This is a genomic window from Enterobacter sp. RHBSTW-00318, from assembly GCF_014101375.1.
In the GTDB taxonomy this organism is placed as follows: domain Bacteria; phylum Pseudomonadota; class Gammaproteobacteria; order Enterobacterales; family Enterobacteriaceae; genus Enterobacter; species Enterobacter ludwigii.
Genome location: NZ_JABXQH010000001.1, coordinates 4,925,769 through 4,946,629 on the forward strand (window position 1 = coordinate 4,925,769; position 20,861 = coordinate 4,946,629).

The window sequence follows — 20,861 nt, forward strand, 5'->3', positions numbered from 1 at the left end:
TTAGCTTACAAAAATAGCACTCAATGAAAATTATATTATCCGTGTCATTACGGGGCGTTACTTGGCTGGGTGTAACGTTTCAGTGCGGATTGTATATCTTCAGCAAGTTGTTGACGGATTGAGGCCGGTTGTATTACTTCGACATCCGGTATCCAGTATTTCATTAAAGGCATTATCTGATCTGTGTGTGTTACACGTGATATCACCAGTAAATCGCCAGACCGGGAAGTATGAATTATTTCCTGTCCTGGCAATAGATGACGGTGGGTAAACCACGGAGCAACATGTGCGGAAACTGAAATAAGAACTTCGATAAGGTCTTCGCTATACCAGATACCATCTGTCTTTTCTATTTTTTCATTAATTTCGGGGATTATCCTGAAAGAGATATTACTCATGCAAACGTCTTTGACAGATGAGATAACAAAGCTTTTTAATGTACTGTCATGGGCGGCAGCGAGATACCACAATCCGTTATCATTAACCAGTCTGTATGGCTCAACAGCCCGAAACTCTTTATCTTTGTAATTAAAATTTACTTTCTTCTGTGACAGGATGGCATCGGATAATACATTCAGAATTGACATGAATGATCCGCAGTTTTCGTATGGACGTTGTTTTATCAGAAACGGGTTGTTTTTCGTGTTACCTAACAAAATACTCAGTAGTCTGTCATCCCAGCGAGGGAACAGCCCTTCAATACCCAGGATGCGCGTGAAATGACGTAAATCAGCATTGCTGCGTTGACCGAGAACACCGTCAGACAGGCGATAGCGACCATTTTGTCGAATCAGATTAAGATAGGACAGGCGCTGAGTAAGATCACGACGGATAGTTTTTTCGCAAACGTTAAATTCCTCAGATAACTCCCGGACGGCTAGTGACTCACCATTGTTCAGGCGAGTTAATATCAATCCGAGTCGATATCCAAGTTTATCGTGCTTACCCATTCGTTTATCCGGTTAATGCCAGCGAAGAGGATATTTTCAGCAAAGTAACGGACAGGATGAGTCCACTTTTACTGTGACGGAGAAAAAAATTAACTCATTAATTATCAATATATTAAAACATTGCTGGAATCATCGAATAAAATGTGGACTCATCCTGTCCATGTGTATTTTTGCGTTCAGGGTGATAATTATTATCCTGACCTGTACATGACATGTTTTTGCTGCATATTTGACCATGCACTTTTGCCATCAAGTCGGAGAGGCAGGGGGGAACGTAAGATCCGAAGGTTAGAGAGGTTATCAGCAATTACAATGATGATTAATATTTTCATAATGTCGGAGAACATCATATTAGTTGAAATAACATAAAGGTGGTTCTATGTATTTACATATCAGAAAGTATCAACTCGTAAATGCGAGATGGCGTGATGTCATTGATCTGACAGATTATGAAGAAACAATCAGGCAGGTTGTCGGTACATTATTTGGAAATGATTTTATTGAGGTCAGCGTTGAAACAAATTGTTTTACTCTGACAGTAAACAGTACAAGCAGTAAAATACCACACGGCATACTGGTGAATATGGGGAAAAGGCTGGCGGCTAATCTCCAGAGTATCACCTGTCATGCCATGCGGATCTATCATGTAAATGGCCATCCTGACGCGCGGCAGTTATTTCACTGTTTTGATGCCGATTGCCTGTGATTAAGCCCCCAACTTCTGTTAAAGGAGTTGGGGGAGATTTAACGGTTATCAGACTGGAAGACAGAATGTCGGATATTTACGGGCTATGATATCCATCAGTGACTTCATTCGCGGTGTTACAGAACTAAATTTCATTTGGGGTATTTTTGCTCTTACCGCATTTTTTATATCAGTCACCGTTACTGAATAGCCTTCTGACGTCAGCCATTCAGCAACCTCTTTACAGGAATAACTTTTTTTATCTTTCAGCATAAGCCCCCATTGGCACTGAGTCAGCGCCCGGAGAAATAGTCTGACTAAAATATCATCACTACGTTTGCTTCCGACTTTTAGTTTCATATCAGAAAACACCGTCCGGCAATAGAGAAAATCACACCAGTCATCCCAGTCAGCCAGGGTCTTCAGTGTATGCGTTTGCCGCCAGTCGTCGAAAAGGGAGCGTTGCTGCAGAGCCTCTTCCATATTATCCCACGGGCGGGAAAACATCAGTAGATGCCCTTCATTCATGGCGGGCTGTACGGGCTGGCGTTTGAAATCGAATTCCAGATTAAGACGGATATCCTGTTCCCGGGATACCAGATCGCTTTCCGACAGCCACATCTCACGCGTTGATATCAACGTACTTCGGGATAACGTCTGACCGGGTAAACGATTAAGGTAAAGATCTACCATATAGTCGTTATAGTCACTGCGTGGAATATCGGCAGGAGGTTTAACGCCAGCCCTGGCATGAACAACCGGTTTTCCCTGAATAGCTCTATAGGTTAACTGCCCCCGGGTTTTCATGGCGATAAGCTGGCTGACCTCATGCTTACATGTCAACATTGATGAACCCGGATCAACAATATCGCACAGCGACTGGAAGCGGGAAGACAGTGGACCGCTCATGTTTATCTTGTTAAGTGGGCAATTTGTCAAAAAGCCATCGGTTGTGACGCTGACAACCGATGAATCAGAAGGCAAAGCATTCATGAGTTCCCCGACAACGGCGCGGATAAATCCCGTCACATGCGCAGCAAAGAATGGCTGAGTAACCGATGATGGTGGGAGGGATCTGTTTAATCCACGGGCAGTATCAAAGGCGGTTTTGGCGCGAAGGCCCTGAGCAAGTTTGCCATAAAGCGAGTTGCCAATTTCTTTCCAGAATTTCTCCTCCAGAGAACCTTTAATATGGCGATTACGGTTCTCACGGACCTGTTGAACAAAGGGAAGAAACACCGATGTTGATTCGCTGTTATGTGGGGAGGTGTCACAGATCCAGGGGACGATGATCCCATTATGGATCGTCATCTCTGCCCCGAGCGACAGAGCAAGTTCGATTTCAGGTGCCGTTGCCCATGATTCGCCACTTAATGGAAAGAATAACCCATATTGATCGGTCCGAACCGGCAGGCTGGGATAGGGAACTGATTCCGGGAACCGAAATGTGACAAGCGCAAATCCCATCACATGCCCACAGTAATCGTCCGGATTTTTACTGAGGCGGATGTTTCCGTAATCGGGTGTGAGGATATCTAATAGCCCGGTGGTATACGCTCCAGCCAGATCGTAGTCATACCAGTGATCAGACGGTGTAACCCCCATCATAAAACACTCATTGCGTCCGCCGTGGTAACAGTTGATCGGGAACGTTTCAAACAACTCTCTTGAAGGAACACTGGCGGGGTTTTTAATCGTCCGGAATGCCTGTTTCTCCGTGAGCCAGAGTTCACGGGTTTTAATGTGTGTCCCAAGGCAGACTTCAGGAGATATATTGTTTTCTTTAAGTGTTTTGGTGAACCGTGAAACTGCCATCGCCCCGATGGTGGCGGGGACACGATCAATCATCAGCTCCCGGGCGCAAAAATTGCGAACCTGTAAAGCATAACGAACCGCAATCTCGGCATCCCGCAGAGCATAGGCTTCAAACCCTGCTCTGTCGCCCAGAAGATATTCACGCATATTGGTTATGGAATAAGGGGCAGGAATGGTGAGTTTGGGAAGACCCAGTAATTCACCACATTCAGCCAGACCCATATCCCCGGGAGTGATAAGCAGTGTATCGATGAAAGCTACGTTACTGCAACGCGGAGGGGAAGTTCGTTTGTCAAACATTATCTGTTCAGTCTTTACGCGACGTTCCTGCTGTTCATCAAAATCGATACCGTAACGATTTTTGAAGCTGCTGACAGTACCGCGTATTCCTTTCAGAAGAATTTTGTAGTCTGACCAGAAATTGGCAAAGGAGGCGATATCCGCACGAATGAAATGCGCATATATATTAATAATACCGGGCCATTTTGTAATCACACCCGTTTCAAGAAGCGGTGTAATCGTTTGACAGAGAAATTCCTTAAAAGACAGCCGGGATTTTTTCTGTGAGTCAGGTGGATAGATAATGTTCGATATACCTGTATTTTCGGGTAAGACAACATAACTCTGATATGACAGAATATCATTCTGTTGTGTTTCAGGATTGAAAACATATTCGGTATCAAAACCGATATGGAGTGTCAGGTCACTTGAAATAACAGATACTTTTTCTGATGCAGGTGGTATCACAGGATAATCATCAAGCGTTTTAGGTCTTTTAAGATTGAGCGCTGGCTCTGAAGTCACGGACTGATACCCCGAGGCGGCAGCGAGGATATCCTGCAAATTATGGCTCATAGTTAACTCCGAAAAAATGCCGGGAGCTGTGTCCCGGCATAAAGAATCAAGATTTAATAACATTTACTACAGATTTGAAAATATCGGTTTTGCGTGATTCATCATCTGCATGGATAAATGAAACGAGGTTCCTGCCTGCTTTAATCAGGATACCACGTTGCGTCTTTTCCACAGACGGGGTAACGTGTGCAGATAACAGACAATGTTCATGTAAATGAAGAAACTTTTTTGAGGCGTAGCCGCCATGTAATCGGGCTTGAATGTCAAGATACATATCATAAAGAGAACCGGGTTCTCCTGATTCACTCAATACCGGATAGCCCTTCTTATCAAAAAGGCTGAGGATAGATTTACCATCATGTTCGAACAAGGTAACACCGTAAATGTATTTCATTCGAAAGGTGAGGTAATCGGTGGTGTAGACCTCCTCCTGACGATTGAAATTTTTGAGACGCCTGGCTAATTCATTAAAAACAGCACGAGCAGTAGCCGTGTCCTGCAGGGTGTAGGTATAAAGTACGAAGCCATCTGTGCCGATGAGCTTTACTAAGTTACCCATAATCGTGATAGCGAGAACTAATGCAAAGGACAGATATTTTTCATCGTTGTCTACAGCTGTGTTTGCTGCTTCAGGAAGAATGTTCAGTGCATTATTAGCATTATTTGCTGTGTTCTTAGTAACCATTTATATCACCTTTAAGTTTGTTTTGACGATGTGCATTTTCCCACTCAACAATATCATCAAGAGAGAATCGTATAGCCCGCCCAATTCTGATGAAGGGCGGGAGTTTTCCTGGGTTGCGCGATATATCTGACGCAACCGTGGATGCGGAAAGATTAAATCTTTCTGCAAACTGCTTAATGGTTAAATACATAAACCTCCGGTTTTAGAGAAGAAGAAGCCACGCGGATTTAATATCAATCCACATTCTTTGATGACTTAATGCAGGGCCCTGCAGAAGCATGCAATGACAATACCGTCCTTAAACGAGTGTTGCATCAATCACGAATCACAGATCATAGGTTCATTTTTGTGTCATAACTTTCTATGACCTGAGAAACCACTGCGTGTGATGTCGCTGCATTGTGAAAAGCGTAGCGACGGGTCGCCGTGAGTGAATGGTGATTTAGCAGATGGGAAGCGATTGCAATATCCCCGGTCGCCTGTAGTACCCGGGTGGCAAAGGTACGGCGCAGGTCATGCATCCGCAGGTTATCAATGTTGGCATCCCGACAAATACGGGCAAAGGTTGCACGCGGATATGCCAGAGGGCGGGCATTGTCGGTTAGTTGTGGAAAAATGTAAGTTTTGCTGAGCATCAGGTCCTGCTGGCACTGGACAACTGCAATGGCTGGAGGTGCAAGTGGGCAGGTGAAAGGGTGTCCGGACTTTGTATCAGGCAGTATGAGTTGATGCATATCCGGGTGCCAGTACTCCCATTTCAGGGTACATACCTCACCAATACGCATCCCCGTATAAAGAGCAAGCAATATAGAATCAGCTGCCGGTGTTTGCAGCGCTGTTGCCGCGTCAATAAAGCGCGGGATTTCTGTCGCTGATAGTGTGCGATAGCGAATGTTATTTTCTTTCAGATAGCGGACATGTGACATCGGGGAATGTGTGATCCATCCAGCACGTACTGCCAGAGAGCATATTTTGGACAATATTGCGAGGATACGGTTTACTGTTGACGGACGTAATTTTTCCCGTAAGCCAGCAGCATATTGTTCTAGTTCTCCTGCCGTGATGTCGCGAAGTTGCCGCTTGCCCCAGAACGGGCGAACGTAGAGGTTGAGTTTTGACAACTCTGACTGAGGACTCTTTTTATACAACTGCAAATCCGGTAGCCACAGGTCATTGATGGCCTGTTCCACAGTGAATCGACGGGACTGAACCGCAAGACGATTTTTATCAGCAAGCAGTTTCATCACATGCTGACGGGCATCCTCAACGCAGAGCTGAGGGAACTGACCCAGGGTTTCATATATACGCTGATTGTTTATAGTGGCACGGAAGGCCAGCGTGATCCGATTGGGATACACCAGAGCACGCAGGTTTTGGCAGTGAATATCACGGTATTCCTGACAACCCGTGAGGGGATGTGGAAGTTGGTGAATTGATTTGTTGCTGAAACGCAGATCCAGAATAGGCATCGTATTTCTCCTGTAAATGACACTGGAAAAATACGATGTGAGGTTATAGTCTGCCAGTTACAGCTTTCACAGTTCATCAGGTGAAAAAACGCAGATTCAGATATAATGGCAACACAATTCCATGTCGCCATTATATTAAGAAACTACAGTTTCATGATCTTGTTCGCTATTTTTTCGAAGTAAACCTCATTCTTAAGAAGAGTTATATTGTTTGTTTGAACACCCAGACCACTGGAGGTTGACTGGAAGTTGAGTGAACCACTTATCACTGTGGATTTTCCTGATAAAAAGGAAATCAACTCCTTGGAAGATGGTGCCCACTCAGGGTTTAAGAGTAATGCAATATAGATATATGTCTTACGAAGCAATTGTTCGATATCTTTTTTATGCCCTGTAGTGTTTTGCTTACCTTTAATGCAAATAGATTTGATTATGAACTCATCAGGGCTGGTTAAAGGCGTTTTAAACTTATTCAGTGATCCATCGTTATGAATGACTTCATAAGGCAGCATAGATAAAATGATCAATGCAATCATTTTAGGATGATAAAGGTAGTTATCACGAATGATTTTTCCTGCCTTCATTGTATTGAGCGTTGTTTGAATAAATACAAAAAGATATTCAGAGCAAAAGTAACAAAACACAACCCAGGATAGGTCAATGGCTGGAATGTTAATATCCTTAGGTAGTTTGTTTAGCCAGTATTCAGACTTCAAAAAGGTACTGATTTCAACAGTATATTCATTCATTTTTGCGCTGAAATCAAGCATTGCTACTTGACCTGATTGTTCCGTAACTGTGTGGTCTATAAATGTTAGTGTATTGCACATTTTATCCAGCGTGTTTTGAAAACAAGAAAGGAGTTCGGCATTATTATTACCATTAACCGCAGATGAAAGTTCAGTTGCAATAAATGCATCCAGTAGCATACAGATTTTTTTCGGAATGACATTTTTACGGGATTGCTGTGAATAGAAATATACTGCCAGTAAATTAAAGGCAGTGCACTCCTTTTTTAACCATTGTTCGAGCACTGGGACGTGCTGAAAAAAATTGATATGCTTAGCAGTAGATGCTGATGGAGATAGTACATGAAGAATATCTACAGCAGGCTTCATTTGCAATATTTGATCGGATTCGGTAGTCGTCATTAGTTCCAGTAATTGCTGTTCAGAAAATAGTTTAGACAGGTGATCAATGTCTTTTTGGTATTGGTTAAGTTTTTTTAAATTCCCCGGTACACGGGTTACATTGTTTTTCATTTTCTCGAACATAATTTTATCCTCGTTTGAATTAATACACTGATTTAAAAAGTAGCATGTCGTGTTAGCGAGGTAATCCTAAAACATGAATGGCAGCAGGGGCAAGCTTGAATCTGCGTAAGGATATGGCTTGAATTTAATGGTGTAATCAGTGAGTTAGAGGCTTATAGCTATTTAAATACAATAAGTTATGACGGTGTGTGGCGGGTGTAAATCGGTTAGTTTTTATGGTTAAAATATGAGCGCTATGAGGTTTCAGAGATGGTGGTGTTTAAATTACATAAAACCAAGGCCTGATAATCAGTATCAATACCGGAACGATGTCATATGATTAACACTGTCTATGGCATTGATAATGATCTATGCAAGGCTGAAATTAGCTCTGCTTCACAATGATATAGTGTTCTCTAAAGATTAAAAGGAAATAAACAGAGCCTTTCGCCGATGAATCAATGTGCTGATTTCCCTCAAATCAGCCTCAATACTACCAACATCACCAAAGACTTCACCTCTAATCTCACTTCGATTTTTCATGAAATTGGTGCTTAATAAGCTTTCTTTTTTTAATGCCATTAATTTTGGTTTTATATCGTTATAGAAGTGCTTATGGCTTACCCTGATGTTATGAATCGAGTAGTAAACTGTTTTATACATCAAAAATATAAGTAACTGGCCGAGAAGATATTCTTTTTCAATGTATTTATATTGAGAGGATTTTTCGCGTTTCGCCAGGTAGAAAACATGAGGTGCGATGATGGTGGGGATAAAATCCAGTGCTGGAGAGGTTTTGGTTTTTTCTGTTTCTCTTCCGGATTGAAGATGTTGAAGTACAGAGTATGCAATGCTTAATATTATGGCATTGCTTATATTATTAATTTCAGTTGGGTAAATATGCAGGTTGCTTATCAATTCTGAAAGGCAAAGTAAAACACCAGTGATGTTGGGTTTTCTGCCGGAGATTGTGGTGCTGTTGAAAATGTGACGATTCTTACGACTTATATTGACAAGTTTATGAGTGCAGAACTCTATATGTTCGACGATTTTATCTTGACTATTTTTAATGTATTTTGAAATGTTAGTGATCCGGCCATTCAACGTTAGTTCATCAAGCAATATATCATTTTTAATATTGCGAATTTCATCGCAATGTTCACATTGAGAAACTATCTCATGTAATACATAACTCGAAGTATTGCGTGACGATGCTGATATGTAATCTAAAATGGAATGCTCGACTTTGATTTTTTGTTTGTATTTTTTAATGCACTGTTTGATTGTTTTTTGTAGAGTATTTGAGATGTGTTTTTTATATTCTTTTAGAAAATCTTGCTCTAAAAAGAGTGAGGAGAAGATCAACTGCTGGCGAGATAATTTAATCTCAGGCTTGATCAATTTAATCCGAAAAACTCTTCCCTCCAACTCATAGCTGAACATGGAAGATAAGTCATAGTGGGGTGATAAATGTTCGAGTAACGACATTCGTGTATTCATTAGCCGCTTGAATTTATGGTCAGCATACATAAGTGTTTTTTTTATTTGCTCATCATAAAGTGGGCCGATAGCGCAGTTGGCAATACTCATTCTATCCGGAGACCTCCAGTCAGCAGGGGAATCACATTGACGGTCATCATTACTATCAAAGGGCATCAACGTTGCCGATTATGGATGATGTCAGCTTCACACACCAGAACGGGTGATATATGGATCATCATTACCCCAACGGCAGTTTTACACCATGGCTAATATGGATGCTATCTTACTAAGATAATTGGTTTTTAGCGAGTGACGAGCCAGGTTGTGTCAGTCTGTCTCATGTCGATATTACGGGGATGATGCAAACCTGAATGCTGCGATATTGGCGTGTCAGGGGAGGCATCTTACGGTATCATTTACCGCAATTTTTAAGATGCAAAGCCCTGCATCGCTAGCTTTTTCTTCAGACCAGGATGATTCATGAACGACAAAATCAGTCAGGACACGATCAACAAAGCCCTGTGGGCCGCGTGTGATACGTTCCGTGGCACCATCAGTGCTGATACCTATAAAGACTTTATCCTTACCATGCTGTTCCTCAAGTACATTTCAGATGTCTGGCAGGATCACTATGACGAATACAAAGAACAGTATGGCGATGCGCCGGAACTGATTGAAGCGATGATGGCCAACGAGCGTTTTGTACTGCCAAAAAGTGCCAGCTTTTATGCGCTGTACGAACGCCGCCATGAGCCGGGTAACGGTGAGCGTATCGATCAGGCTCTGCATGCAATCGAAGAAGCCAACGGAACCAAACTGAAAGATGCCGGGAAAAGCGTGTTCCAGGATATTTCGTTTAACACTGACCGCTTGGGTGAAGAAAAACAGAAGAACACCATCCTGCGTCAGTTGCTGGAAGACTTCGCCGGTGAAGATCTCAACCTGAAGCCAAGCCGTGTAGGTACGCTGGACGTTATCGGTAATGCCTACGAATATCTGATCAAAAACTTTGCCGCCAGCGGTGGGCAGAAAGCCGGGGAATTCTATACCCCACCAGAAGTTTCAGACCTGATTGCTGAACTGCTTGATCCGCAACCGGGTGATACCATCTGCGATCCGGCCTGCGGCTCTGGTTCGTTATTGATGAAGTGCGGACGTAAAATTGTCTCCGGACATAACAGCCGTAATTATGCGTTGTTTGGTCAGGAAGCGATTGGCTCCACGTGGTCGCTGGCGAAAATGAACATGTTCCTGCACGGCGAAGACAACCATAAAATCGAGTGGGGCGATACCATTCGTAACCCGAAGCTGCTCGATAAAAATGGCGACCTGATGCTGTTTGATATCGTGACCGCAAACCCACCCTTCAGCCTGGATAAGTGGGGTCATGACGAGGCCGAGAATGATAAGTTTGGTCGTTTCCGTCGCGGTGTACCGCCGAAGACTAAAGGAGATTACGCCTTTATCTCACACATGATAGAAACCCTAAAACCGGGGACTGGTCGTATGGGCGTAGTGGTGCCACACGGTGTGCTGTTCCGTGGCTCCAGCGAAGGCAAAATTAGGCAGAAACTGATTGATGAAAATCTGCTGGATGCGGTGATTGGTCTACCAGAGAAATTGTTCTACGGTACGGGGATTCCGGCTGCGATTCTGATTTTCAAAAAGCAGAAAGTTGATGATAAGGTGCTGTTTATCGATGCCAGCCGTGAATTCAAGGCAGGTAAAAACCAGAACCAGCTTAGCGAAGAAAACATTAAGAAAATCGTCAAGACCTACCGTGATGGCGATAACGTCGAGAAATACGCCTATCTTGCCAGCCTGAAGGAAATTCAGGACAACGATTACAACCTCAATATTCCGCGCTATGTCGATACCTTTGAGGAAGAAGACGAGATCGATTTGCTGGTGGTGCGTAAGGAACGTGAGCAACTAAAGGTGGAGCTGGCGAAACTGGAAACGGAGATGGCGGGTTATCTGAAGGAGCTTGGTTATGGCTCGTGAAATAATATTGCAAAAGCTGCCTGTAGGGTGGAGCTACAATTTATTGGATAATATTGCTGAAAGATGCAGTGGCCATACACCGAGTAAATCATTCCCGGAATATTGGAATGGTGGCATTAAATGGATTTCCCTCGCTGATTCATGTCGCCTTGATAAAGGGTACGTTTATGAAACTGATAAAGAAATATCTCTAGAGGGCATCAAAAATAGTTCAGCTGAAGTACATCCGGCGGAAACGGTTGTATTATCGCGCGACGCAGGTGTTGGCAAGAGTGGTGTTATGGCTACGCCAATGGCTGTGAGTCAGCACTTTATTGCCTGGAAATGTGATAATAAAGAAAAGCTTCATAGTTGGTATCTTTATAATTGGTTGCAGTTAAATAAAGAAGAGTTCGAAAGGCAAGCTGTTGGCTCTACAATTAAAACAATTGGTCTTCCATATTTTAAGAAATTAAGAATAGCTGTTCCTCCTTTTGACGAACAAAAGAAAATCGCCCAAATCCTGTCAACCTGGGATAAGGCGATTTCGGTGACGGAAAAGCTTCTCACCAACAGTCAGCAGCAGAAAAAAGCCCTGATGCAGCAATTGCTTACTGGGAAGAAACGCTTGCTGGATGAGAATGGGGTGAGGTTTAGCACGGAGTGGGAGTTTAAAAGAATAAGTGAAATAGCAACGCGAGTTCAACGTAAAAATGATGCTGCCGAACATCCTATTTTAACAATATCATCTTTGTCTGGATTTGTCCGGCAGGATGAGCGTTATAGTCGTTATATGGCGGGAGAAAGTGTGAAAAATTATATCCTGCTTAAAAAAGGTGAGTTTGCATATAACAAAGGAAACTCAAAAACATACGAGTTCGGATGTATTTTTGACCTTGAAGCATATGAAGCAGGACTGGTACCCCATGTCTATGTTTGCTTTAGATTAAAAAATGGGCTCAGTCACCGTTATTTTAAATATTTATTTGAGGCTGATTATCTCAAGCCACAGTTAGGGGCGTTAGTTAATACTGGGGTCCGAAATAATGGTTTATTAAATATCAAACCGACAGAGTTTATGCAAACAAAAGTCCCTGTTCCATGTTTTGAAGAGCAGGAAAGCATCGCTGATATGTTATATAACTCCAGCAGGACGATACGTGTTCTTCAGGATAAACTCGCCTGCCTGAAAGACGAGAAAAAAGCCCTGATGCAACAGCTACTGACTGGCAAACGTCGTGTTAAGGTCGATGAGGCGGTTGCCGTATGAAACTGACGAAAAGCGGTCCACTGACTGACCGGGAAATCGACTGGCTGGAAGAAATATTAATGAAGTATGGAATGGATGATTCTGTACTCTGTTTCTCTGAGCTGGATGGATTGCTGACGGCGATTTTATCAGGTCCAAATATGGTTTCACCCAATATCTGGCTGAGTGCTATTTGGGGAGGAGGCGATTATCATCCGAAATGGTCATCTGAGAGAGAGATGGAGCGTTTTGTCAGTCTGTGTTTTCAGCATATGAACGATATCGCTGGTTGCCTTTATAACGCCCCTGAACTGTTTGAGCCGATTTTCAATGAGCGTGAGGTAAAGGGGGAAAAATATACCATTGTGGAAGAGTGGTGTTTTGGTTATATGAAAGGAAAGTCACTGGATGACTGGTCTGGTCTTCCCGGTGAGTTACGGCCTTCTCTGGAAGTGATCGCTCTTCATGGCGTGGAGAAGAATTTTCCTGTACTTGAGAAAATGACCGGAGAGCAGTTTGAGAAAAGTATTTCCCTTATTCAGCCTGCTGCACTGGCACTTTATCAGTACTGGTTGTCAGTGAGAATGTCAGAGGCATCATCCCGGCCTGTTCCAGTGAAGGGGGCAGAAAACATGCCCGGGCGAAATGACCCGTGTCCGTGTGGCAGCGGTAAAAAATTTAAGAAGTGCTGTCTGCATTGATGAATCTTCATGTGACCAGTAGCGAGTAGCGCCAGAAAGAAAAGGATTAATGATGAACCAGACGTACACGCCAAAATTCCAGGAAGAATACAGCGCCAAAATTCCGGCACTGACGTTACTGACCAGCCTCGGCTGGACGTTTTTATCTCCGAAACAGATTATGGATTACCGGGGCTATAAACAGGATGAGGTGGTGCTGCGTCCGGTTCTGCGTGAAGAGCTGTCGAAGCGTTCCTTTATGGCGGGTGGCAAAACCTGCCAGTTATCGGAAAAAGCACTGGATAACCTGATATCACAGGTCTGTTCTCCGGCGCTGAATGAAGGGCTGCTCAAAGCCAATGAACGGATGTATAACCATCTGCTCTACGGTATCGCCGTCACGGAGTTTGTCGATGGCAAGAAGGTCAACCCCACCATTGCGCTGATCGACTGGGAACATCCGGAAAATAACCAGTTCCATTTTACTGAAGAATTTACGGTATTGCGGTCAGGTGGTGTTGAAACCCGGAGGCCAGATATTGTCTGCTTTGTTAATGGTATCCCGCTGGCTGTTATTGAAGCGAAAAGCCCGGCTGGTCATGGCAAGAAAGGGCCAACCATTGACGAGGGGATATCCCAGAGTATCCGCAACCAGTTCAACGATGAAATCCCGCAGCTGTTTGTCTACAGCCAGTTATTACTTTCGATTAACGGTCATGACGGGCGCTACGGTACATGCCATACGCCAATGAAATTCTGGGCGGCATGGCGCGAAGAAGATATTACCGATCCGCAGATGTATGCGCTGCGCAACCATCAGTTATCGACTGAACAAATTCATGCGTTGTTTGATCATCGTCCTTCAGTCGATCTCAAATGGTATCAACAGTTAATCGCCGGGGGGGAACTGGCAGTCAGCGGGCAGGATAAGCTGCTCATCAGTCTGCTTTCACCGGAACGTCTGCTGGAGATGACCCGCTTCTTCACCCTGTTTGATAAAAAAACCGGAAAAATTGTTGCCCGCTATCAGCAGGTGTTCGGGATAAAAAGACTGCTGGAACGCATCAGTACCCGCAGACCGGACGGGGGCAGGGAAGGTGGGGTGATCTGGCATACCACGGGGTCAGGTAAATCTTACACCATGGTATTCCTCAGCAAGGCGCTGATTCTTCATGACAGCCTGAAGCAGTGTCGTATTGTGGTGGTGACGGACCGCGTGGACCTTGAAGGGCAGCTCAGCGGCACTTTTGTCTCTGGTGGCGAACTGGCAGGGAAGGATGATAAGGCCAAAGCGATGGCGACCTCAGGTCAGAAGCTGGCACAGCAGATTGGCTCTGGTAAAGAACGTATAATCTTTACCCTTATCCAGAAATTTAACTCAGCGACAAAATTGCCTGAATGCGTCAATACCAGCCCCGACATCATCGTACTGATTGATGAAGGACACCGTAGCCAGGGTGGTGAGAACCATGTGCGAATGAAACTGGCACTGCCGAACGCCGCCTTTGTGGCATTTACTGGTACGCCATTGCTAAAAGAAGATAAGACCACCAATAAATTCGGACCGATTGTCCACGCTTATACCATGCAGCGAGCGGTAGAAGATAAAGCCGTTACACCTTTGCTGTATGAAGAACGTATTCCCGACCTTGAGGTTAACGATCGGGCAATAGATGCCTGGTTTGATCGTATTACCGATGGGTTAAGCGAAGCGCAAAAAGCCGACCTTAAGCGTAAATATGCCCGTAAAGGTGAGGTTTATAGTGCAGATGATCGCATCCGTCTGATCGCACTCGATATCGCCACGCACTTCTCGAAGAATATTGATGAGGGACTGAAAGGCCAGCTTGCCTGCGACAGCAAGATTTCCGCCATCAAATATAAAAAGTATCTTGATGAAGCCGGGTTGTTTGAGTCAGCAGTAGTTATCAGCCCGCCGGATACCAGGGAAGGGAATACCGAAGTGGATGAAAGCAAACTGCCGGAAGTGACGAAATGGTGGAAGGATAATGTCGGCACGCAGGATGAGTCCGCGTATACCCGCAGTATCATCAGTCGTTTCGATACCGATGATAAGCTCAAATTGCTGATTGTTGTTGATAAACTTCTCACCGGGTTTGATGAACCGAAAAATACCGTGCTGTATATCGACAAGCCGCTTAAGTCCCACAACCTTATCCAGGCGATTGCCAGGGTAAACCGTCTGCATCCACTGAAAAAGTTTGGCCTGCTGATTGATTATCGCGGCATTCTGGCTGAACTGGACACCACTATCGGTAAATATCAGGATCTCGCCTCCCGAACCCAGGGAGGATACGACATCAAGGATATTGACGGGTTGTACAGCGCCATGAGTTCTGAATATAAACGTCTGCCGCATCTGTATAACCAGCTGTGGGCCATATTTGCCGGTGTCAAAAACAAGAATGATACTGAGCAATTACGTGCAGTACTGGTGCCTAAAATGGAAGAACGTGACGGAGAGATGGTCGATATCCATCAGAAAACCCGTGATGATTTCTTCGAGGCGTTAACGGCCTTTGCCGGATGCCTGAAAGTGGCACTGCAGTCCGCTACCTTCTTCACCGACAAGAGCTTTACGGAACAAGACCGAAATCTCTATAAAGAAACCGTAAAACAGATGTCCAGCCTGCGCCAGTGGGCAATGCAGGTCAGCGGCGAGCAGGTCAATTATGACGACTACGCGGAGCAGGTGAAAAAACTGCTGGATAAGCATGTCACCGGCGTTGAGGTTCGTGAACCGGATGGCGTGTATGAAGTCGGTAAAATGGGCAAGAGCGAAAAGCCCGAAGAGTGGGACAACAATAAAACCCGCAATGAAACCGACATCATTAAAACCCGTGTGACGAAGATGATTGAGCAGGAGCTACGTGATGACCCGTACGCTCAGGAGGCTTTTTCCAGACTCCTGCGTATGGCAATCGAAGAGGCTGAAAAACTGTTCGACCATCCACTGAAGCAGTACCTCTTATTCCGTGAGTTTGAAGAGCAGGTTGAAGCCCGTAAGCTCAGTGATATCCCGGATGCACTAGCGGTAAACAAACATGCTCAGGGATATTACGGCGTATTTAAAAAAGAGCTGCCTGAGGTTTTTGCGGTCAACGACGTTCAGGTGCAGGAGAAGTGGACGAAGCTGGCTTTTGAAGTGGACAATATCATCGTCAAAGCAGTGGCAGAAAACTCCCTGAACCCTCAGGATATCGAGAAAGCAGTCAAGACAAATCTCTTACCGCTGCTATTTACGGCCTGCCGGGAAATAGGAGCCGGAATGAACCAGGTAAACCGTATTGTGGAAACTATCATCCAGATACTGCGCGTTGGTTTGATGAAATCATGAGTGAAAAAGAGTCGCCAGCAATGAAAGTTATACGCATTGTCTATGGTGATGAGGTCATCGTCGTACAGTGTGTTCCGCGTCAGGTCGTTAAGGGCAGGGTGCTCATCAAGGTGCATCCGGACTGCCGTGTTGTTGCCTCTGTACCACCAGAAACACCTGAGTACGAGGTGTTGTCTGCGCTGAAAAAAAGAGGTCGCTGGATATACCAGCAACTGCGTGATTTCAGGGAGCAGCAGACACACATTGTTCCGCGTCAGTATGTCAGCGGAGAAAGCCATTACTATCTTGGCAAGCAGTATCAGTTGAAAGTGACAGAAGATGTTTCTGTGCCGCAACGAGTGAAAATGTTGCGTGGGCGACTGGAAGTGTCGGTCAGGCACAAATCGGCAGAAAAAGTTAAAGCGTTGCTGGCCGAATGGTATCGGGAACGTGCCAGAGATGTCTTTCAACGCAGGCTTGATTTATTGATACCGCAGACCCTTTGGGTCAGTGAGCGTCCTCCGATACGTCTGCGGGCGATGCAAACGCAATGGGGTAACTGTTCTGCAAAAGGCTGTCTGACCCTGAATCCATGGCTGGTTAAGGCATCCTCAGAATGCATCGATTATGTCTTGCTACATGAGTTATGCCATGTGGCTGAGCACAACCACAGCGAAGAGTTTTACCGTCTGATGGGGCAGGTTATGCCGGGCTGGGAAAAGGTCAAGAAGCGACTGGATGGTATGGCTGGGATGTTGTTGGCAGATATGTAGTTTCTAACTTATTCCAATGGGCTCATTTGTCGGTGATGCTGCCAACTTACTGATTTAGTGTATGATGGTGTTTTTGAGGTGCTCCAGTGGCTTCTGTTTCTATCAGCTGTCCCTCCTGTTCAGCTACTGACGGGGTGGTGCGGTCCGGCAAGGCGCTATCCAGGGATAACCGGGCAAACAGACGCATGGAGGCGATTTCGTACAGAGCATCTTCCATCGCGCCATCGCTCAGGTTGTACCAATGCTGCATGCAGTGAATGCGTAGCATGGTTTCCAGCGGATAAGGTCGCCGGCCATTACCAGCCTTGGGGTAAAACGGCTCGATGACTTCCACCATGTTTTGCCATGGCAGAATCTGCTCCATGCGGGACAAGAAAATCTCTTTTCTGGTCTGACGGCGCTTACTGCTGAATTCACTGTCGGCGAAGGTAAGTTGATGACTCATGATGAACCCTGTTCCATGGCTCCAGATGACAAACATGATCTCATATCAGGGACTTGTTCGCACCTTCCCTAAGAAAACATGGAATCCGGTTTGAAGAAGCGGTGCTCGTCTTTGACGATCCCCGGCATCTTTCCCGACAGGATCGTTATGAGAATGGTGAATATCGCTGGCAAACTCTCAGCCTCGTTCATCGGATCATTGTTATCATGGTTGCGCATTCGGTCCGTTTTGAAAGTGGAACAGAGGTCATTCGTATTATCAGCGCCCGGAAGGCGGACAGCAAAGAGAGAAATCGTTATGAACATGGTTAAACATAAACGTGACAATCCGGATACGCTTACGACTAAGCGAGACGATGAGCTTAAAGCGCTGGCCAACAAAACGGATGATGAAATCGATTATAGCGATATTCCCGCCACAGACGACGCACAGTGGTCAGATGCCGTACGCGGTAAATTTTACCGACCGCTAAAAACTCAGGCTTCTGTCCGTATTGATGCCGATATTATGGAGTGGCTTAAACGTCCCGGGAAAGGTTATCAAACGCGACTGAATGCGATCTTAAGAGAAGCGATGATTCGCGATCTTAACAAGAAATAGCCTGCCTCATGATTACCCCGGAGGCGGCGCTTGACGCGCCTTCTCCGGGCTACCGGCCCGCAGACGATGGGGAACCCGTAGCCCGGCTAAGCGCAGCGCGAGCCGGGGAGATAAATCGCGTTAGCCTTCCAGCTTCAGTTCCACATTGCGCTTGAGCACCAGGCGCATCAGCAGGTAATAGACCACGCCAACCGCCAGCCAGCTCAGCCCAAGCACCTTGGCCTGCACGTCCATCTCATAAATCACAAAGCCGATAATGCACAGGCCAATCACCGGGAACAGCAGGTGCATCACCAGATTGCGTGACTTATTGCGGATCAGATAGTGGTTGATGACCGCAATATGCAACACCAGGAAGCCCATCAGCGCGCCGAAGTTCACCAGACGGCTGAGGTTATCGATATCGCCGTAGAACCAGAGGCCGGAAGCCAGCGAAATCAGCGCCACAAACAGGGTGCTAACGTAAGGCGTTTTCAGCCGCGGGTGCACTTTTGCCAGCAGCTGCGGCAGCTGCTTGTCGCGCGCCATCGCAAACAGAATGCGCGACACGGCGGCCTGCGCCACCAGGGCGTTGGCAATCCCCCAGGAGATCACCGTCGACCACATGGTGACATACTTCAGCCAGCCGCCGCCCGCCAGATTCGCGGTATCGTAGAAGGCGGTATCGAGGCTGCTGAACGTCATGCCCTGCGCCAGATCGGCGGCAATCCACGTCTGCAGGATAAACAGCGAACCGACCAGCATCAGCGCGCCCAGCGACGCCTTACCCACGGTATCTACGCCGCCTTTCGTTTCCTCCGACAGCGTGGAGATCCCGTCGAAGCCGAGGAACGAGAGCACGGCGATGGAGACCGCGCCCATCACCAGCGGCAGGCTGTACTTATCGGCGTTATAGAGCGGGTCGAGGGTCAGATGGCCCGCCCCGGCGCCGGAGTAGAGCGCAATCAGCCCGAGGACGACGAACACCGACAGCACCACGATCTCCGCGATCAGGATCGTGTTATTGGCGCGTGCGGTAAAGGTAATGCCGCGCAGATTAATCAGGCTGTTAATCGCGATAAAGCCGACAATCCACAGCCAGCCCGGCACGCCCGGCAGCATGGGCGCCAGCGCCGCCGCGCTGACGATATAGAGCAGCGACGGCACCAGAATATAGTCCAGCAGGATCAGCCAGCCGGCAAAAAAGCCGACAATGGGATGAATCCCGCGTTGGGCATAGGCGTATACCGAACCGGAAACAGGGAACGCGCGCGACATCGACCAGTAGCTCATGGCGGTAAAGAACATCGCCACCATGCCGATGAGATAGGCCAGCGCCACCATGCCCTGCGCGCCTTCCCAGACGTAGCCAAAGACGCCAAACGGCGCGATGGGCACCATAAAAATCATGCCGTAGACCAGCAGATCGCGGAACGTCAGCGCCCGGTGCAGCTCCTGCTTATAGCCAAATTGTTCAACGCTCATGCCAGCTCCCCTTCGATGCTCAGGGAGAGCTGCTTCGCCACCGATTTGGGTAACGCATAGCGGCAGGTTTTCAGCGGGTCGACTACCTGACAGATTTGCAGGTCGCCGGCGATGCTCAGAATGCTGATCGCTTCAGCCAGCGCCAGGGAGGTATTGTCGGCGATAAAATGCGCCATATTGCGGGTAGCCATGGCGGCGGCATCATCGAGGGTCAGCGCCGAGGCGAGGGTAAACAGGGTCTCGCTGTTTTCGAGCATCGGCAGCGGCAGCTTGCGGTTTTTAACCACCGTCAGTTCGACCAGCACTTCGCCGGGGATTTCCAGACCGCAGACCGAGACTTCACCATCGCCCATCGCAGCGTGTAAATCGCCCAGCCCGAACAGCGCGCCGGGGACGTTGACCGGCAGCCACAGGGTGCTGCCGGCGGTGATCATTTTGCAGTCCATATTGCCGCCGTGGCTATCCGGCGTGCCGCAGGAGATGGCTTCCCCGGCAGGCGCGACGCCGATCACGCCGACCATCGGGTTGAGCGGCACGCGCACGTTGCCGGGCAGCACGGCATGGTCGTTTTCAATCGGGACGATAGTGACCTTCGGAGCATCAAGCTCGTCGCCAATCACTCCGAGCTGCGGTGCGGTGACCATCACCGCCTGCTGGCTGCTCAGGGTAATGCGCTTGATGGTGACCTTGAGCGCATCGCCCGGCTCGGCGCCCTCGACGTAGACCGGCCCGGTCGCCGGGTTAATACGCTGCCAGTCCAGTTCGTTGAACACGGCATCGGCGGAGGTGATTTGGTCGGAGAAGCAGTCGCATGTTTCGAACAGCACTTCACTTCCGCTGCTGACGGTAGCGACAGGAGCGTTATCCCGCGACATGGCATAAACCACCCGATCTTTGGTTATTTTCATGACATTCATCCCGGTTATATTGTTGTGTTTTTTATATTTAGAGTTTCCCGTATAGGGAATCAGTGAATGTATCAGGATTATTATGGGAAGGCAATCAGGTCAGTTTTTTCAAAAATAAATGGTATATATTTGCTGGTGAATCATGCGGTTAGGGAAGGTGCGAATAAGCGGGGAAATTCTTCTCGGCTGACTCAGTCATTTCATTTCTTCATGTTTGAGCCGATTTTT

Annotated in this window: 17 protein-coding genes and 2 pseudogenes; 9 read left to right on the forward strand and 10 right to left on the reverse strand. The window is 46.6% G+C overall.

Annotation, left to right across the window (positions count from 1 at the left end):
* Positions 1–47: 47 nt before the first annotated feature.
* Positions 48–950: a WYL domain-containing transcriptional regulator gene (locus HV157_RS24310; RefSeq protein WP_000515818.1), complete on the reverse strand. Its 903-nt coding sequence runs from the start codon at positions 948–950 to the stop codon at positions 48–50.
* A 379-nt stretch (positions 951–1,329) separates the two neighbouring features.
* On the opposite strand from HV157_RS24310, the gene HV157_RS24315 reads away from it, so the two are divergent.
* The gene (locus HV157_RS24315) at positions 1,330–1,656 is read left to right on the forward strand and encodes a hypothetical protein (protein WP_000280683.1); all 327 of its coding nucleotides are present in this window, start codon (positions 1,330–1,332) and stop codon (positions 1,654–1,656) included.
* Between the two features lie 48 nt (positions 1,657–1,704).
* Here HV157_RS24315 and HV157_RS24320 read toward each other — a convergent pair whose 3' ends face one another.
* The 6 genes from HV157_RS24320 to HV157_RS24345 all read right to left on the reverse strand — a co-directional run bounded on the left by HV157_RS24320 (position 1,705) and on the right by HV157_RS24345 (position 9,368).
* Positions 1,705–4,305 (reverse strand): hypothetical protein, encoded by a 2,601-nt coding sequence (locus tag HV157_RS24320; protein ID WP_182269082.1) that lies wholly within the window; start codon positions 4,303–4,305, stop codon positions 1,705–1,707.
* Positions 4,306–4,351: 46 nt separating this feature from the next.
* Complete coding sequence (locus tag HV157_RS24325) at positions 4,352–4,990, reverse strand: hypothetical protein (RefSeq protein ID WP_182269083.1); 639 nt, start codon at positions 4,988–4,990, stop codon at positions 4,352–4,354.
* Positions 4,980–5,180 (reverse strand): helix-turn-helix domain-containing protein, encoded by a 201-nt coding sequence (locus HV157_RS24330; RefSeq protein ID WP_000281555.1) that lies wholly within the window; start codon positions 5,178–5,180, stop codon positions 4,980–4,982. Before HV157_RS24330 ends, HV157_RS24325 begins: the two co-directional genes overlap by 11 nt.
* A 142-nt stretch (positions 5,181–5,322) precedes the next feature.
* Entirely contained in the window at positions 5,323–6,459 is a 1,137-nt protein-coding gene (locus HV157_RS24335) for a site-specific integrase (protein ID WP_032636140.1), read from the reverse strand.
* Positions 6,460–6,602: 143 nt separating this feature from the next.
* Positions 6,603–7,733, reverse strand: a complete 1,131-nt coding sequence (locus HV157_RS24340; protein WP_100167831.1) for a hypothetical protein — start codon at positions 7,731–7,733, stop codon at positions 6,603–6,605.
* 402 nt (positions 7,734–8,135) lie between these two features.
* Complete coding sequence (locus HV157_RS24345) at positions 8,136–9,368, reverse strand: hypothetical protein (protein ID WP_047653985.1); 1,233 nt, start codon at positions 9,366–9,368, stop codon at positions 8,136–8,138.
* A gap of 306 nt (positions 9,369–9,674) precedes the next feature.
* Here HV157_RS24345 and HV157_RS24350 point away from each other — a divergent pair, with 306 nt between their 5' ends.
* The 6 genes and pseudogenes from HV157_RS24350 to HV157_RS24375 form a co-directional block, all read left to right on the forward strand.
* Positions 9,675–11,198, forward strand: a complete 1,524-nt coding sequence (locus tag HV157_RS24350; RefSeq protein ID WP_047653986.1) for a type I restriction-modification system subunit M — start codon at positions 9,675–9,677, stop codon at positions 11,196–11,198.
* Complete coding sequence (locus HV157_RS24355) at positions 11,188–12,447, forward strand: restriction endonuclease subunit S (RefSeq protein WP_077064139.1); 1,260 nt, start codon at positions 11,188–11,190, stop codon at positions 12,445–12,447. Before HV157_RS24350 ends, HV157_RS24355 begins: the two co-directional genes overlap by 11 nt.
* Positions 12,444–13,127, forward strand: a complete 684-nt coding sequence (locus HV157_RS24360) for a YecA family protein (protein WP_047653988.1) — start codon at positions 12,444–12,446, stop codon at positions 13,125–13,127. The genes HV157_RS24355 and HV157_RS24360 overlap by 4 nt, the downstream gene beginning before the upstream one ends.
* Positions 13,128–13,179: 52 nt before the next feature.
* Complete coding sequence (locus HV157_RS24365) at positions 13,180–16,464, forward strand: type I restriction endonuclease subunit R (RefSeq protein ID WP_182269084.1); 3,285 nt, start codon at positions 13,180–13,182, stop codon at positions 16,462–16,464.
* Positions 16,461–17,216 (forward strand): SprT family zinc-dependent metalloprotease, encoded by a 756-nt coding sequence (locus HV157_RS24370; RefSeq protein ID WP_182269085.1) that lies wholly within the window; start codon positions 16,461–16,463, stop codon positions 17,214–17,216. The genes HV157_RS24365 and HV157_RS24370 overlap by 4 nt, the downstream gene beginning before the upstream one ends.
* 86 nt (positions 17,217–17,302) lie before the next feature.
* A pseudogene (locus tag HV157_RS24375) lies at positions 17,303–17,377 on the forward strand (IS1 family transposase); the annotation flags it as partial.
* Here HV157_RS24375 and HV157_RS24380 read toward each other — a convergent pair.
* Positions 17,350–17,661: pseudogene (locus HV157_RS24380) on the reverse strand (IS5/IS1182 family transposase); the annotation flags it as partial. The pseudogenes HV157_RS24375 and HV157_RS24380 sit on opposite strands and share 28 nt — an antisense overlap.
* A gap of 44 nt (positions 17,662–17,705) precedes the next feature.
* On the opposite strand from HV157_RS24380, the gene HV157_RS24385 reads away from it, so the two are divergent.
* Both HV157_RS24385 and HV157_RS24390 read left to right on the forward strand, forming a co-directional pair.
* Positions 17,706–17,972, forward strand: a complete 267-nt coding sequence (locus HV157_RS24385; RefSeq protein ID WP_071881499.1) for a BrnT family toxin — start codon at positions 17,706–17,708, stop codon at positions 17,970–17,972.
* The gene (locus HV157_RS24390; RefSeq protein ID WP_038416295.1) at positions 17,959–18,261 is read left to right on the forward strand and encodes a BrnA antitoxin family protein; all 303 of its coding nucleotides are present in this window, start codon (positions 17,959–17,961) and stop codon (positions 18,259–18,261) included. Before HV157_RS24385 ends, HV157_RS24390 begins: the two co-directional genes overlap by 14 nt.
* Before the next feature lie 120 nt (positions 18,262–18,381).
* Here HV157_RS24390 and HV157_RS24395 read toward each other — a convergent pair whose 3' ends face one another.
* Together HV157_RS24395 and HV157_RS24400 are read right to left on the reverse strand one after the other, a co-directional pair.
* The gene (locus tag HV157_RS24395) at positions 18,382–19,725 is read right to left on the reverse strand and encodes an APC family permease (protein ID WP_038416294.1); all 1,344 of its coding nucleotides are present in this window, start codon (positions 19,723–19,725) and stop codon (positions 18,382–18,384) included.
* Complete coding sequence (locus tag HV157_RS24400) at positions 19,722–20,633, reverse strand: acetamidase/formamidase family protein (protein ID WP_038416293.1); 912 nt, start codon at positions 20,631–20,633, stop codon at positions 19,722–19,724. Before HV157_RS24400 ends, HV157_RS24395 begins: the two co-directional genes overlap by 4 nt.
* Positions 20,634–20,861 lie beyond the last annotated feature (228 nt).

What these genes read in the sequence shown, in the direction of transcription:
- HV157_RS24310 (WP_000515818.1), bottom strand. Translation starts at nt 950, where the DNA reads ATGGGTAAGCACGATAAACTTGGATATCGACTCGGATTGATATTAACT.
- HV157_RS24315 (WP_000280683.1), top strand. Translation starts at nt 1,330, where the DNA reads ATGTATTTACATATCAGAAAGTATCAACTCGTAAATGCGAGATGGCGT.
- HV157_RS24320 (WP_182269082.1), bottom strand. Translation starts at nt 4,305, where the DNA reads ATGAGCCATAATTTGCAGGATATCCTCGCTGCCGCCTCGGGGTATCAG.
- HV157_RS24325 (WP_182269083.1), bottom strand. Translation starts at nt 4,990, where the DNA reads ATGGTTACTAAGAACACAGCAAATAATGCTAATAATGCACTGAACATT.
- HV157_RS24330 (WP_000281555.1), bottom strand. Translation starts at nt 5,180, where the DNA reads ATGTATTTAACCATTAAGCAGTTTGCAGAAAGATTTAATCTTTCCGCA.
- HV157_RS24335 (WP_032636140.1), bottom strand. Translation starts at nt 6,459, where the DNA reads ATGCCTATTCTGGATCTGCGTTTCAGCAACAAATCAATTCACCAACTT.
- HV157_RS24340 (WP_100167831.1), bottom strand. Translation starts at nt 7,733, where the DNA reads ATGTTCGAGAAAATGAAAAACAATGTAACCCGTGTACCGGGGAATTTA.
- HV157_RS24345 (WP_047653985.1), bottom strand. Translation starts at nt 9,368, where the DNA reads ATGCCCTTTGATAGTAATGATGACCGTCAATGTGATTCCCCTGCTGAC.
- HV157_RS24350 (WP_047653986.1), top strand. Translation starts at nt 9,675, where the DNA reads ATGAACGACAAAATCAGTCAGGACACGATCAACAAAGCCCTGTGGGCC.
- HV157_RS24355 (WP_077064139.1), top strand. Translation starts at nt 11,188, where the DNA reads ATGGCTCGTGAAATAATATTGCAAAAGCTGCCTGTAGGGTGGAGCTAC.
- HV157_RS24360 (WP_047653988.1), top strand. Translation starts at nt 12,444, where the DNA reads ATGAAACTGACGAAAAGCGGTCCACTGACTGACCGGGAAATCGACTGG.
- HV157_RS24365 (WP_182269084.1), top strand. Translation starts at nt 13,180, where the DNA reads ATGAACCAGACGTACACGCCAAAATTCCAGGAAGAATACAGCGCCAAA.
- HV157_RS24370 (WP_182269085.1), top strand. Translation starts at nt 16,461, where the DNA reads ATGAGTGAAAAAGAGTCGCCAGCAATGAAAGTTATACGCATTGTCTAT.
- HV157_RS24390 (WP_038416295.1), top strand. Translation starts at nt 17,959, where the DNA reads ATGAACATGGTTAAACATAAACGTGACAATCCGGATACGCTTACGACT.
- HV157_RS24395 (WP_038416294.1), bottom strand. Translation starts at nt 19,725, where the DNA reads ATGAGCGTTGAACAATTTGGCTATAAGCAGGAGCTGCACCGGGCGCTG.
- HV157_RS24400 (WP_038416293.1), bottom strand. Translation starts at nt 20,633, where the DNA reads ATGAAAATAACCAAAGATCGGGTGGTTTATGCCATGTCGCGGGATAAC.